Below are 13,795 nucleotides of genomic sequence, written 5' to 3' on the forward strand. Positions count from 1 at the left end.
ACTGCACCACTAATTACATGCAGATAGCAAACTGCGGCGGTGATTTCCTTTACAAATAGTATATTTAGGAAAATATAAATCTATGTGTAGCCCCAAATTCCATAGATATTGTATGCACTTGCTGCTGGTAACCGGCATGCTGTGCATCAGCAGCTGTTACACTTATCGCGTGGCTACCCACGCACTGCCTTCAACAGATACCTCTCCCGTAAACAGTAAGCGGACCTACAGCCTGTTCTGGGGGCTTCTCAACAAGCCGCAGGTGATCAGTACGCCCGTATGCGATTCACTGGGGGTAAATGGTGTATCAGAAGTAACTGTCAAAACTAATTTTGGCAATGCAGTACTCACCATCTGTACCCTTGGCATTTATTGCCCGGTTAAAATAGAATGGAAATGTGCCAAGCCCTGTTCACAGGAGGCTCCGCTATAACTCATTTCTTCACCCCATTATTCGTCTGCCATGAAAATTGTTAAGCACGGCGGCTTCCCCTGGAGTAATCTGCACAATACCTTCACACAACAGGTTACAGACCTCTATGACCTTGCCAATGATGTAACCGGTACGGTACTTCAGAATTATAATAGCACTACCAGCGGTATTCAGCAAATCATAAAAGATGCTATACAAAGTGGTACCTCCCTGCGCACACTGGGCGGTAGCTGGTCATTTTCTCCTATAGCAGCCACCAAAGGAATTTTGCTTAATACGAAGCCACTGAATATTCGTTTTACGATCAACAGCAGCAGCACCGCAGCAGCCTATACCGGCGATCCCAAAAGACTTTGTTTGGCGCAATGTGGCAACTGTATCTGGGAACTGAACGACTTCCTGCATCAGCGGGGGCTGTCTTTATCGGCATGTGGCGCCAGTAATGGCCAAACGATTGCAGGCGCCATTGCCACCGGCACACACGGCGCCGCCATTGGCTTTGGCGCCGTACAGGAAGGGGTGGTAGGCCTGCATATCATTACAGGCCCGGATAAACATATCTGGCTGGAACGAGCTTCCTACCCGGTAGTGGCCAACTCCTTTGCGAATAAACTAGGCGCCACCATTGTGCGGGATGATGAAGCCTTTAACGCCGCCGTAGTCAGCTTTGGTGCATTCGGTTTTATACACGGCGTTATGATTGAAGCTGAAGATGATTACCTGCTGGAATATTATCTGCGCCGCGTACCTTTCGATGATGCACTGATGCATCAGCTTACCACACTTGACTTTGCATATCCACATTTGCCTTTTCCGGATATCATCCCCTTTCATTTCCAGTCACTCATCAATCCCTACGACCTGAACAAAGGCGCCTACATGACCACCATGTATAAACGTCCTTATCGTGACGATTATACAAGACCCAAACCCAATGGCGCCGGGATAGGCCCAGGTGATGATGCACCGTGCTTTATTGGTAAACTGGCAGGTGTACTGCCCGCTGCCGTACCTCTATTGGTCAATAAAGTACTGGCGAAAAGTCTTACGCTATGTGAACAGCAATTTGGGCGCCTGGGGGAAATATTCAACAACACAACACTACGGGGTAAAGTATCCAGCGCGGCAGTAGGACTTCCCGTTGCTGTGGTAGACCAGGTCATCAACGGGCTGCTGCGGGTAAATAAAGAGGCAGGCCCCTTTGCCGGACTATTCGCGTTTCGCTTTGTAAAAGCCTCTAAAGCCACTATGGCATTTACGCATTTTCCCCCCGTCACCTGTGTATTGGAACTGGATGGCGTACTGTCGCCCGAAACGGTACGCTTTTATGAAGCCGTATGGAATATGCTGGACCAGTTAAACATTCCGTTTACCTTCCACTGGGGCAAGATGAATACGTTAACGCGGGAACGATTACAACATATGTACGGCGATAAACTGGATCAGTTTCTGGCGGCGCGCGCCAGGATAGTGGATCCGGATATGATACGGATTTTTAGTAATGAGGCCATGCAGCAATGGGGAATTGATGCCGTGTGAGGCCGGTTTTCAGACGAGGTATTTTTCCCTTAGCAGGTTACAATGATGGATGCTATGTCCTACCACCATCCAGCCTAAACTTCTGGCGGTGTAAATATCTTTGCCGCCAAATCCTTTAAAGTCAAGCATTTCATCCGTCATCCCGCTAAAAAGACTGATAGTCGCTTCTCTGATCGTCAAAAGTTCTGCTGCGATATCGGCTAAAGTACGATTAGCAGCATTAAGGTCTTTCGTATACCGCTCTCCTGCCGGTACTTCCAGGTGAACATCTATTCCTCTGGCGTAACAGAAAATTTTATATGCATAATATCGTTCATCATCTGCCACATGAATAAGCATCTGTTTGACGGTCCATTTCCCCGGAGCATAGCTAAAGTCCGCTGCGGCAGCAGGAATAGCGTGAATCAATTGCTGCACCTGCAGCTTATTATTTTCTAACGCTGTTATTAAATCATCTCCTGTAGCCAGATCAAAGAAATATGGATACCAGTAAGGTGCATCGTTTATATCGGGACGGTGAATTTTCATCTTCATTTTTTTAATGCGTATGCTTTTAAGGTTATCTTGTCCTAACTCCTTATCCGTTCTTCACTCAACTTATTATCTTTGTAAGCACCCACTATTTTGTCACTCAATTTAAGCAAAAGCGTATGAAAACAAGCCTGGCCATCATAATTCTATGCTTAGTCAAAATCCTTTCCCTGGCTCAAGCGCCCCGGCAATCGGGGATTCACTTCTTTCAGGGGACCTATGCTGAACTATTAAAGGAGGCACAGCAACAGCATAAAATGATTTTTATAGATGTATATACTGACTGGTGTGGACCTTGCAAAGCAATGGATAAAAATATTTTCCCTTTAAAAGAAGTAGGTGATAAATATAATCCGTTATTCCTGAGTTATAAACTGAATGCAGAAAAAGGAGAAGGCATTGCACTCGCAAAAAAATTCAACATCGAAGCCTACCCCTCTTTTCTTTACCTTAACAGCAGTGGTGATCTGATTCATAAAGCAGTAGGCGATGGCCCAGCAGCAGCATTTAACAGTCATGTGGACAAAGCAATAACCCTGGCGGGAGATAAAAATCAGTTAAGCAACCTGGAGGCCGAGTTTACATCCGGCAACCGTCAACCCGAATTTCTGCGCACCTATATTTCCAGGAAACTGGCGTTGGGACTCGACAATAGCCAGGTATTTGACGAATGGCTCAAAGTAGTTTCTCCGGATGATTTAAAAAAAGAAGACCACCTCGTATTTATCGGGCAGCATATAGTTGGGGTGCAAAGCAGCGCCCTGGTATTTTTAATGGATCATTATGATGGATTGAGTGAACCGGCTAAATCGGCCATCAAACAACGGCTGTATGACCAACTGGCGGAAACGGCTATCCCAAGGGCTATTGGAGAGAAGAAACTAATGGAAATAAAACAGATGACCAGCTACGTGCAGCAATTGGGTCCCCTCAGTGAACAACAATTGGTACACATGAACCGGATCAATTTACTTTATGCAGGCATGGTGAAAAATGAGGCCCTGGCGAAAAAGTGCGGCTATACCATGGTGGGTAACTTAATGAACATCTCCATGGATTCTATTCATGCACAAGATGCCCGACGATATGAACAACTGATGGCACCTTTCATCAAAGGAGAAAAAGATAGCACCAAAATACCAGGCTTCCAGGAAGAAAAGAAATATATTGTCAATGTTTTTTCGAGAGAAGTATATAATAAACTCTTTACTGCCGCTTCGTCCTTTAGCTCGGTGCTTGACAGCAGGGATAAGGCTTTGGAAGATGCGCTTAAATGGGCAACAAGGGCACAGCAGTTAATACCAGGTGTGAAAGAAACCGCAGATCTCATCTCTAAACTAAAAGGTAAATAGCTATTTTTTAATCAGGTGATCATTGATCAGTTTCATCAGTTCTTCCTTATAATTTTTACTCACAGGAATTTTGTGCGTACCTATTATGATTTCATTGTTCGCAATAGATTGAATTTTATCTATCGCCACAATAAATGATTTCTGTATGCGCAAAAATTTAGCGGCTGGCAGCTGTTCTTCAATAGCCTTCAGCGTACTCAGTGTCAGAAATTTATGTTGCGCCGTATAGATAGTCACATAGTTCTGGCTGCCTTCTATATACAGAATATCCTGATAGGCTATTTTCTCGTAGATGTTACTACATTTAATAAAGAAGAAGGTGTCCGAAGAAGGAGACGCCGGTTGCTGGGTTTGTAAAAACTCCTGTGCGCGGTTTACGCTACGCAGAAAACGTTCCGGGGTAATCGGTTTTACAAGATAGTCGAGCACATTGAGTTCAAACCCTTCCAGGGCAAAATTTGGATAAGCCGTAGTGATGATCACGAGTGGCCTGGAAGTAAGACCTCTCAGGAAATCGGTACCCCGTATTTTCGGCATCTCAATATCCAGGAACATCAGGTCTATTTTCTCCTGTGATAATACCTGGCTGGCTTCCATCACATTCCTGCAGATAGCAGCCAGTTGAAGAAAACCGGTATCCCGCACCAGTAGTTCGAGTCCTTCCCGTGCCAGCGGCTCATCGTCTACAATAATACATGATATGTTCATAAGATGTTGATCGAAAGTAACACTCCGTAATGTGTTGCAGCCGGAGTAATGCGTAAGTCGTAATTCCCTTTGTAAATAAGTTCCAGTCTCCGCTTTACATTTTCCAGACCTATACCACCCCGTTTATCATCTTCCCGGGGGATAGTTGCTTCCGTTGTATTATCTATTTCCAGTGTAAATATATTATTTTGATAGTGCAGATGTAGCCGTATACTGTTTTCTTTGTTGGTATAGGTGGATACGTACTTGTATGCGTTTTCCACGAAAGGGAGCAGCAGCAGCGGCGCAATCGAAAAATTCCGCACTTCTGCCCCAACCTGGTAATCCAGTTGCAGCGACTTCCCTTTACGAAGTTGTTCCAGTTGCACATAGTTATTCAGGTAATATATTTCCCGCTCTACCGGTATATTAGGAGTGTTGCATTCATACAATTGATAACGCAGCATATCCGCAAAAGTGGCCAGCGTACTGGCCGCCATTTCCTGGTCTTTCCTGATAAGCACATAAATGCTGTTAATGGCATTAAAAAGAAAATGAGGGTTCATCTGTGATTTGAGAAAGCGCAGCTCATTTTCCGTACGTTCTTTTTCCACCGCATGATGGTGGCGATCGCTGACTATTTTGTTCTTAATCAACTTTGCTGCAATAAACACAAAGGAGGTATAAAAATTAGTCATACCTATAAAGAGGGAAAAGTACAGCAAATTTGCAGACGTTTTGAGCTTATCACTGCCTATAAAGTATATTTCTATCCACGCAATCAGAAAGGCCGAAGCCACTAATAACAAAATAGCAACCGCCATAAATCTCCCGTACTTTTTCTGATAAAAATACCGCGGAAGTAGCCAGTAAATAATCGAGTATACCAAGGTCGCCTGGAAAAACAGCCATATACCAGTAGATGCAAAAGCGGACGGCAGAGAGGCATCGTAAGATCTATAGGAAAAAACGGACCAGAAAATCAGATCGGCCAACCAGAACAGGATATGAAACCCTTTATATTTGGTAAAGAATAAACGCATAATGGGTAACAAGGTATTTTGGGTACCACAAAATACCAATATTAATTGACGAAAGCACGCTACCGGTTGATCAAATGTAAAGTAGCCGGAGGAATGAACCATAAAGTCGTGAATATCCCTTTAAAGGAGACCTTATCCTTTAAAACACCTGTTTGGTCAATATGATTTCTGCAGCCAGCACGTAATGCTTCTCTTTACGGAAACAATAAAACTTTTTTTATGAAACAGGTCTTTTCACATTTGCCTGCCCGTATCCTGATAATAGTCTTCCTCTTTCTGGACACCATACCCATTAACGGATACGCCGCTCATACCTGGTCGTTTGCTGTTAAAAAAGAGGGACAGGGCAAACCGGTTATCTTCATACATGGACTCTATTGTTCCGGCGCCGTTTGGGATGAAGCAGTCGCGCATTACAAAAAAGATTATACCTGCTATGAGATTACATTACCAGGCTTTGCCGGACAAGCCCCTATCCGGTCAGACAGCATCCTCCAAACCGTTACCCGGGAGCTGGCAGACTTTATCCGTGAAAACAAGCTAAACAAGCCCGTGATCATAGGACATAGTCTGGGAGGCTGGCTGGCCATACAATTGGGCATATGGTATCCTGACCTTCCGGGCAAGCTCGTATGCGTGAGTACGGGGCCTTTTCTGCCGGCATTTATGATGGGCGCTGGTGCTACTCCGGATAGCAGTCGTCCCATGGCCCTTCAGATGAAAGAAAGAATGTCGTCCCTTACTGCTGAACAGATACGAGCGGCGCAGAAATATATGCTGGGCGGCATGATTACGGATAGTATCAACATTAAAAAGATCACAGAGATGGCCGTTACCTCCGATTCACCTACACAGGGAGAAGTGATGTATGAATTGTATACTACTGATCTGCGGGATCAGATGAATATGATCACCTGCCCTATTCTGGCACTGGCAGACTGGGCGGCCTATAAAAGCTATGGTGCTACCCACGAAAATGTGTTGGAGAACTATCATCAGCAATACCGGAAAGCTCCGCAAACAGTTATTGCTATGAATGATGAATCCAAACATTTTATCATGCTGGATCAACCGAAATGGTTTTTTGAACAGGTAGATGCTTTTCTGGCTAAATAAATAAAAGGGATCGTCTTGTTGGCTAATAAGACGATCCCTTTTATTGGCACTAGTTGTTGGGAGCATTCCAAACACCCGCATCAGCGGTATTTTTGGCATAGGCAGCAAAATCCCTGGGAGCTCTTCCCAATGCACGCTGTACGCCATCCGTCAGATAGGTATTCCGGCCATCCAGTACTTCTGCAAATAAATAGGTCACCAGCCAGATAAAGTCTTCCGGGATAGCATATTCCACCATCATGGCTTTATATTCTTCCATAGATACCTGCTGATACTGAATAGGCTTTCCGGTGGCATGAGCAATTTCGCCTACCGCTTCTGCAAAAGTCATCAAACGGGGCCCGGTGAGCTCATATAATTGCCCGGCATGGCCATCTTCCGTAAAGGCTGCAACGGCTGCATCTGCAATATCATCCGCATCTACAAATGGCTCCACCACACTGCCGGCAGGCAGCGCCACATGACCAGCCAGCAAGGGGTCCAACAAGTAGCCTTCACTGAAGTTCTGGTTAAACCAGGCTGCCCGGAGAATAGTCCAGTCAATACCGGTATTCATTACAATTTCTTCACAGGCCTGCGCTTCTTTCTCACCACGGCCGGATAACAATACAATATGCCGGATGCCATTTTTCACAGCAGTTTCGGTAAATGCACGAATAATATCTACAGCGCCTGGCACCGCCAGATCGGGGTGATAGCTGAGGTATACCGCATCCATACCCTGCAATGCAGACTCCCACGTTATTTTATTTTCCCAGTCAAAAGAAGGATTACCTGATCTCGAACCAATACGTACCGGCCAGCCTTTCGCCTTCAGCTGCGCTGCCACTCTGCTACCGGTTTTACCGGTGCCACCTAATACAAGTACATTCAATGGGTTGTTCTTTTCCGCTTTCATAATTATTTTCTTTTCCCAAAACTAGGACGACCAACATCCGGAAAATAGAACAAAACCGACATGGGCAATAAAAATGTCCGGAAATTAAAAGAATGTGGAAAAAGGTTCTTCTGTCTTTCACCTGCATTTGCGTTGCGTTATTCCGTTTTAATTTAGCATTCTCAACCCCACCATTGACACCCTATTGCTCATCTCAAAACAATCAAACCATGAAACGTGTTCTATCTATGTTCCTATTGCTGACATTCATCTGTTCCAGCGTCTCTGTTGCAACAACTCCTACTAAAAGCACGATGAAAACGACTGTCAGTCGTGCCCGCATTCATGCACATCTGCAGTTATCGCAGCGTGTGCTCGGTATTGATGTAAACATACCTACTGCGCTGTATACTGTGGTTAACCTGAATACAACAGCCAACGGCACTATTTACAACAGTAATTTGTATGATGTGGAGGTACAGGAGGGAGATGTACTTTATCTGAATACATTGGGATTAATACCTTCTATTACTTACACAGTGACTGCAGCTGATATTGCCAGCGCGTATATCCATGTGTCTGTTTTGTCCCTTTAATGAAATTGTATCTCCTGATAAACTACGCCATCCACGTGATAGGTGGATGGCGTAGTTTATCAGATTAAAAATGTTATTCACTGCCGGCTTAATCTTCTTTCCATATTTTCATTTTACCTTCCAGATGCAGATCCCGCCAATGTCCTTTCTGATTCTTATTACTGATAAATGTTGTTAAATTATCTCGCTTCTTTATTTTAAAATACAGATTCAAATATCGTCTGGCCATACTTTCATCTTCTAACTTGTAGTACGACAAACTAATTCTATATCTGCAATCATTCTTAATTGATTTTGCTCTTCTGACATCGACATTTGTATATTTACAAATCTTCTCAATTTTCCAGTTAATTATTCCCTTCGAAAGAGTGATTGCATCCTCATACCATCCCAACATCTCTAAATCCGCAGAAAGATTGGCCATGTGAATAGCATTTTTCCTATTACACATCCACGCGCGCCTGTCATAAACATATGCCTTCTTAAAATTTTGCTCCCCGTAATAACTGGCTGCGATCTCGCATAATATATCCGGATCTTCCCCTGCTTTCTTTAAAGCTGCAAATAATTGGCGTCTCGTCTTCATAATACTATTCTTATCAAAGCAGCGGGCCTAATTAGGGCTCCTGCTCCATTAAATTAATACTAAAAAACATATCTTTCCTTTAAAACCCGATCATGGTAAATTACCGTCATCCTGCAAATGATTTGTAACTTCCACTCTCCAAAACAGGTATTTTCTCCCATATGAAAATAAAAAAACTGACGGCTGCATTTTATCAGCGAAAAGATGTGGTGAAGATCGCCAGGGAATTACTGGGCAAAATGCTGGTCACGGAAATAGATGGCGTACGTACTGCCGGCAGGATTGTAGAAACAGAAGCTTATGCGGGTGTTACCGACAAAGCCTCCCATGCCTGGAACGAGCGGCGGACCAACCGCACCGCTGTGATGTACATGCCTGGTGGACTGGCCTATGTGTATCTGATCTATGGCATCCATTACCTTTTTAATGTGATCACGAATGTAAAGGATACGCCCCATGCCGTATTGATCCGGGCCCTGGAACCGGTGGACGGCATTGATATGATGAAAGCCCGTTTTCTTCCCCTCCTCACTCCCAATATTACCGCCGGACCGGGAAACCTGAGCAAAGCATTGGGCATTAATATCGCACTTACCGGGGAAAGCCTGACAGGCAAAAAAGTATGGATAGAAGACGCCCCCAACCTCCCCGAAGATCAAATGGTGATATCTACGCGTGTAGGCGTGGCTTATGCCGGAGAAGACGCCTATCTCCCCTATCGCTTCAGCGTAAAAGGCAATAAATGGGTGAGCAAAGGCAAAGGGCTCATAAAAAATTCTCCGGGCAAAGTGTGATTTTTCAGACGTTGGTGCGAATAATGAAGAAAGCAACATTTTTTCAATCTGGTACGCTGACAATTAAAACGCATGAAGTCAATTGATAAATCGGAACACTTTCTTACCGTTATTCAAACGCACAAAGGCATCCTATATAAAATAGCGAATGCTTACTGCCACGATGCGGAAGATAGAAAAGACCTCGTGCAGGAAATTATTGTACAGTTGTGGAAATCATTTGATAACTACTCCGACCAGTACAAATATTCCACCTGGATTTATCGTATCGCTTTAAATGTAGCCATTTCATTTTATCGCAAAGAAAGTCGCAGAAAACAGGTAGATAATCCACTATCGGAAGGCGTATTGAATATGACAGATACAGCTGCACCGGACGAAACAGCCACCAATATTGTTTTTTTACAGCAGTTCATCGCTGAACTGAAAGAGCTAGACAAGGCTCTGATGCTGCTCTACCTCGAAGAAAAAAGTCATAAGGAAATCGCTGAAATCATGGGTATCTCCGTCAGTAATGTGGCAACGAAAGTCAACAGAATCAAAGCCGTTCTAAAACAAAAATTTACGCATCTCAAAACCTAGTACAATGGAAGACACAGAAATGATCCATCTCTGGAAATCTTACGACAAAAAACTGGAAGAAAACCTGTCATTCAACAGGCAAAATGCAGCAGACATCACCCATATGAAAGTCCAGTCAGCCCTGGCTTCCATGAAACCACTTAAAATATTCACCATCCTCATAGGTATTATTTGGGTGATTTGGGTAGACAGTATACTGATCAGCACCTTCCACATCGCCAACCCGTTCTTCCTGGTTTCGGCAGGAATACAGGTGCTGCTGACCAAACTGGCCATTGGGATATATCTCTACCAGCTCCTTCTCATTCAGCAGGTAGACATTAACGCCCCTGTACTGGATACCCAGGAAAAATTATCGAAGTTGAAATCCTCTACGCTCTGGTGTGCCCGGTTGCTTTTCCTGCAACTACCTGTATGGACCACCTTCTACTGGAACCAAAGTATGCTGGATAACAGCAATGGTTGGCTATACGCACTCCAGATCATGGTAACGGTATCATTTACGTACCTGGCCATCTGGTTGTTTGTCAACATCCGGTATAAAAACAGCCACAAAAAGTGGTTCCACTTTATTTTCAATGGCAAAGAATGGAACCCGGTGATAAAAGCGATGGAATTACTACACCAGGTACAGGAATACCGGCAATAACGCCTAACGCCTGGCAGATCACTTGCTATTCGCTGTTAAGCTATTTACATATGCCATCAGCTTTACCAGGTCTTCATCATTCTTTACATTCAACTTATTACTGCGGATATACGCTTCCAATGCGGTACTGTCGCCACCAAGGGCTTCCAGTACCGCTTTTTCATTTTTCTTAATACTTAGCGGCACTCCGTCTTTTGCAATAAAATAGGTCGTGTATTCTTCTATGGTACGAACAGTAGTAGCTGAGCCATATGCTTTATCCTCATGTACTTTTTTCACCTTTCTTACCAGCAACTGTATTTTACCATCAGCCAACACCTGGTAAAAGGAGTTCTCCGTACTGTTCTTTATCGGGGTAAAACCATTGCGAAACAGCAATGGCTGATTGTCTTTCCGGTTGGTGATAGTAAACGATTTTACCGGCTGTGCAAATGTGTTCATCTCGTTCTTTTCATTTCTGAACAGCAACACATCTTTTACCTGGTCATATTTCAGGGCCACGCCCTTATAGGATTTACCGTTCTTCAGCTCTACATTACCTATTGCCCATTCGTCCTGCAGATAAGGGGATCCCTGCACATCTATGTAACTCTTTTCAAAGACAGGATTGCCATCTGCACCTTTTGACAACAAAGCCGCACCTGCCTGCGCAGATACGCGTCCCAGGCTAACGATCAATACGAATCCGATTAACAACCAACGTTTCATGATATATTCTTTTAGCATTTTATGACGCTAAAATACGAAAGGGCAACAGCTATTCTATAGCTGCTGCCCTTTATTTTTAACCCCACACAAAAACCCGCCTCGCAGCGGGTTTCGTTTGGGGTTAATGCTTGATAATTATAAAGTGCTTACTGTTTTACCAGTGTATTGATATTAATATGTGGCCACATAATTAATCCGGCTTCACCGAAGCGGGGTAGAAAATTAAAATTCGTCTGCTGCGTATACTGCAACTGCAGGAAACTGGTATTACCCGCTGTCACCTCTTCTACCCAGAAAGTGGTGTTAAAATTATTAGGGTTTACATGCTGCGTAGTAAAAGGAATATTCAGCAGGCTGGAAGTATCCAGTACAAATGTAGTCACCTTGCCGATTTGTTGATTGGTTAATGCTTTCCGTAGCGTAGCATTAGGATTCTTCACATCAAAATCGGGGAACTTTGTTTGGGCCTGCAGGTATTGATCCAGGTACCCTAAAGGCACGTTGGGACCTGCCTCCGGAGTAGAACTATTATCTGCAATGGCAGGCGTCCCCTGCGAAATAAAGGAGTTACCCAGCACCAACACGGCATCACCATGCGGAATACTGGCCTGCCGCGCAATTGTCTGGGACGGTGGTGCTATCGGAGCAACAGCAGTAAGCTCCACTTTTTGTGGTTCTATATGAGACAGATTAAGCCACATACCATTTTCCACATGCAGCACACCACCCGTGAGATTATCCGTTACCACCAGGTCATACAAAACGGCACCTACCATTTGTTCGATAGTGCCACCACGATTAGGCACCGGTGCACTCACGGCAGTGAAGTTGATCGTTTCGGTATAATTCTGTATCAATAACAGGAAGCCTTCAGCACCGTTGGGGACTGCTACCAGGTTCCAGCCACTGGAACCCTTCCAGGTTCCCAGCAACGCCGCCAGCGGGCCTAATTCTTCTTCAATCTGGGCATTGGTTCCGGCCAGGCGGACAAAATTCCTTAAAGGGGGAACGTTTTGAAATGTTTGCATGATATAGTTATTTTGGGAGTGGATAAAAGCAGTGGACTACTCCGGCATCAACGGCATTACATCTCCTTATGGTAGTTGCGTACCACTGATAAATTTCCGAAGTATAAAAACAGTCTGAATTTATTATTGAAACAATAATAAATTCAACTCAACTATCGCTAAGCATCTGTCATTTTATTTTTAGTATGCGGATGTTTTTGTAAATAAGTACTGCATAAATACGCGGCTACCAAAGGTAGTCTGTGGAGAAGGGAACTGTCCTTGTAAAAAGGTACATACATTTCTTTCCTGATGTAATCAAACATGCTGTGGTGGTAAATTTGAGGGTATTGCAAGAATTTCAGGGTATGCCGTAAATAGAGAGAAAACCAGCTTTGTAATTCTATTAATGGATAATTGAGTCGTTATTTTAAATTGAGCCTTTGAAATTCCTGGTAGCAGTTTTTATAGTCGTACACTATAAATGTAAAATAATTTTAGTTAAAAAAGAAATTGATTTACAAAGGATAGTATATGCTGAAACCCTCATTATGTTTTGCCCCGCAAAGGAATTTTCCCCATCATACTATATCTTTACTTTATATTCAGCAGCACTATGGATGACCAACTTTACCAGGCCGACCCGCATATTGTAGCAACATGGGCAAAAGGATGGGCTATCGCCCGGGAAGTATCCCCTCCGGTGCCCGACGGCGGTGCATTCCGGATAGAAGTGGGACTCCCCGATCATGTGCGGCGCTATATTTTTTCCGCCGCCACTACAGCTGTGCGGCAAATTGCAGATACCATCAGCGACCCTTATATTTTCCTGAAAGTATGCGCACCACCCGACGTGGTGAGCAGACTCCTGCCTCCCGGATGGGTCATACAGCCGCAGGCTTATATGATGACCTGCTTTGGCGCCATGGCACCGGTTAACACCGCACTGCAGGAAGGATACGTACTGGATATCAGCGAGGATATTCCCGTTCCCATTGTCAGGATATTAACAACGCAGGGCGAAGTAGCTGCTATTGGTCGTATTGCCTTTGTAGGCGATTATGCTATCTATGACCGCATTGAAACACATGAAAGTCACCGCCGCCGCAAACTGGGAAGTGTGATCATGAAAACGCTGGAAGCCGTTGGCGCCGCCCGTGGTATTAACAAAGGCCTGTTGGTAGCCACCAGGGAAGGCAGGGCACTATATGAAACACTGGGATGGCGATTACATTCACTGTATACTACTGCTGAAATTCCCGGTCCTGTATTACCAGGTTAACAAAACATGCTCC

At 44.3% G+C, this 13,795-nt stretch carries 16 protein-coding genes; 9 read left to right on the forward strand and 7 right to left on the reverse strand.

Annotated features, from left to right (window positions below; genetic code table 11):
* Window positions 1-112 precede the first annotated feature (112 nt).
* Both AB4Z08_RS13155 and AB4Z08_RS13160 read left to right on the forward strand, forming a co-directional pair.
* Window positions 113-433, forward strand: a complete 321-nt coding sequence (locus tag AB4Z08_RS13155; RefSeq protein ID WP_441574200.1) for a Bor/Iss family lipoprotein — start codon at window positions 113-115, stop codon at window positions 431-433.
* Window positions 434-463: 30 nt separating this feature from the next.
* Window positions 464-1,972: an FAD-binding protein gene (locus AB4Z08_RS13160; protein WP_441574201.1), complete on the forward strand. Its 1,509-nt coding sequence runs from the start codon at window positions 464-466 to the stop codon at window positions 1,970-1,972.
* A gap of 9 nt (window positions 1,973-1,981) precedes the next feature.
* Here AB4Z08_RS13160 and AB4Z08_RS13165 read toward each other — a convergent pair whose 3' ends face one another.
* Window positions 1,982-2,500 carry a DinB family protein gene (locus tag AB4Z08_RS13165; protein WP_441574202.1) on the reverse strand — a complete coding sequence of 173 codons (519 nt, stop codon included), beginning with the start codon at window positions 2,498-2,500 and terminating at the stop codon, window positions 1,982-1,984.
* Window positions 2,501-2,622: 122 nt separating this feature from the next.
* Between AB4Z08_RS13165 and AB4Z08_RS13170 the strand changes: the two genes are divergently transcribed.
* Complete coding sequence (locus tag AB4Z08_RS13170) at window positions 2,623-3,855, forward strand: thioredoxin family protein (protein WP_441574203.1); 1,233 nt, start codon at window positions 2,623-2,625, stop codon at window positions 3,853-3,855.
* On the opposite strand, the gene AB4Z08_RS13175 is transcribed toward AB4Z08_RS13170, so the two are convergent.
* Both AB4Z08_RS13175 and AB4Z08_RS13180 read right to left on the reverse strand, forming a co-directional pair.
* Window positions 3,856-4,563, reverse strand: coding sequence for a LytR/AlgR family response regulator transcription factor (locus AB4Z08_RS13175; RefSeq protein ID WP_441574204.1), 708 nt, complete (start codon window positions 4,561-4,563; stop codon window positions 3,856-3,858).
* On the reverse strand, window positions 4,560-5,585 hold the full coding sequence (locus AB4Z08_RS13180; protein WP_441574205.1) for a sensor histidine kinase: 1,026 nt from the start codon (window positions 5,583-5,585) through the stop codon (window positions 4,560-4,562). Before AB4Z08_RS13180 ends, AB4Z08_RS13175 begins: the two co-directional genes overlap by 4 nt.
* 219 nt (window positions 5,586-5,804) lie before the next feature.
* On the opposite strand from AB4Z08_RS13180, the gene AB4Z08_RS13185 reads away from it, so the two are divergent.
* Window positions 5,805-6,701, forward strand: a complete 897-nt coding sequence (locus AB4Z08_RS13185; protein ID WP_441574206.1) for an alpha/beta fold hydrolase — start codon at window positions 5,805-5,807, stop codon at window positions 6,699-6,701.
* A gap of 49 nt (window positions 6,702-6,750) precedes the next feature.
* Here the strand turns inward: AB4Z08_RS13185 and AB4Z08_RS13190 are convergent, their stop codons facing one another.
* Window positions 6,751-7,599 carry an NAD(P)H-binding protein gene (locus AB4Z08_RS13190; RefSeq protein WP_441574207.1) on the reverse strand — a complete coding sequence of 283 codons (849 nt, stop codon included), beginning with the start codon at window positions 7,597-7,599 and terminating at the stop codon, window positions 6,751-6,753.
* Between the two features lie 209 nt (window positions 7,600-7,808).
* Here AB4Z08_RS13190 and AB4Z08_RS13195 point away from each other — a divergent pair, with 209 nt between their 5' ends.
* Window positions 7,809-8,174, forward strand: coding sequence for a hypothetical protein (locus tag AB4Z08_RS13195; protein ID WP_441574208.1), 366 nt, complete (start codon window positions 7,809-7,811; stop codon window positions 8,172-8,174).
* A gap of 88 nt (window positions 8,175-8,262) precedes the next feature.
* On the opposite strand, the gene AB4Z08_RS13200 is transcribed toward AB4Z08_RS13195, so the two are convergent.
* Entirely contained in the window at window positions 8,263-8,760 is a 498-nt protein-coding gene (locus AB4Z08_RS13200; RefSeq protein WP_441574209.1) for a hypothetical protein, read from the reverse strand.
* Between the two features lie 161 nt (window positions 8,761-8,921).
* On the opposite strand from AB4Z08_RS13200, the gene AB4Z08_RS13205 reads away from it, so the two are divergent.
* From AB4Z08_RS13205 to AB4Z08_RS13215, 3 genes are all read left to right on the forward strand, one after another.
* Window positions 8,922-9,554, forward strand: coding sequence for a DNA-3-methyladenine glycosylase (locus tag AB4Z08_RS13205; RefSeq protein WP_441574210.1), 633 nt, complete (start codon window positions 8,922-8,924; stop codon window positions 9,552-9,554).
* 72 nt (window positions 9,555-9,626) lie between these two features.
* Complete coding sequence (locus AB4Z08_RS13210) at window positions 9,627-10,136, forward strand: RNA polymerase sigma factor (protein ID WP_441574211.1); 510 nt, start codon at window positions 9,627-9,629, stop codon at window positions 10,134-10,136.
* Between the two features lie 4 nt (window positions 10,137-10,140).
* The gene (locus AB4Z08_RS13215) at window positions 10,141-10,785 is read left to right on the forward strand and encodes a hypothetical protein (protein ID WP_441574212.1); all 645 of its coding nucleotides are present in this window, start codon (window positions 10,141-10,143) and stop codon (window positions 10,783-10,785) included.
* A gap of 18 nt (window positions 10,786-10,803) precedes the next feature.
* Here the strand turns inward: AB4Z08_RS13215 and AB4Z08_RS13220 are convergent, their stop codons facing one another.
* Together AB4Z08_RS13220 and AB4Z08_RS13225 are read right to left on the reverse strand one after the other, a co-directional pair.
* Entirely contained in the window at window positions 10,804-11,493 is a 690-nt protein-coding gene (locus tag AB4Z08_RS13220) for a hypothetical protein (RefSeq protein WP_441574213.1), read from the reverse strand.
* Between the two features lie 146 nt (window positions 11,494-11,639).
* A complete protein-coding gene (locus AB4Z08_RS13225) occupies window positions 11,640-12,521 on the reverse strand; it encodes a heme-binding protein (RefSeq protein WP_441574214.1) in 882 nt (293 codons plus the stop codon).
* A 595-nt stretch (window positions 12,522-13,116) separates the two neighbouring features.
* On the opposite strand from AB4Z08_RS13225, the gene AB4Z08_RS13230 reads away from it, so the two are divergent.
* On the forward strand, window positions 13,117-13,782 hold the full coding sequence (locus AB4Z08_RS13230; protein ID WP_441574215.1) for a GNAT family N-acetyltransferase: 666 nt from the start codon (window positions 13,117-13,119) through the stop codon (window positions 13,780-13,782).
* Window positions 13,783-13,795: the final 13 nt, after the last annotated feature.

Origin of the sequence: Chitinophaga sp. RAB17, assembly GCF_052114225.1 — a bacterium.
In the GTDB taxonomy this organism is placed as follows: domain Bacteria; phylum Bacteroidota; class Bacteroidia; order Chitinophagales; family Chitinophagaceae; genus Chitinophaga.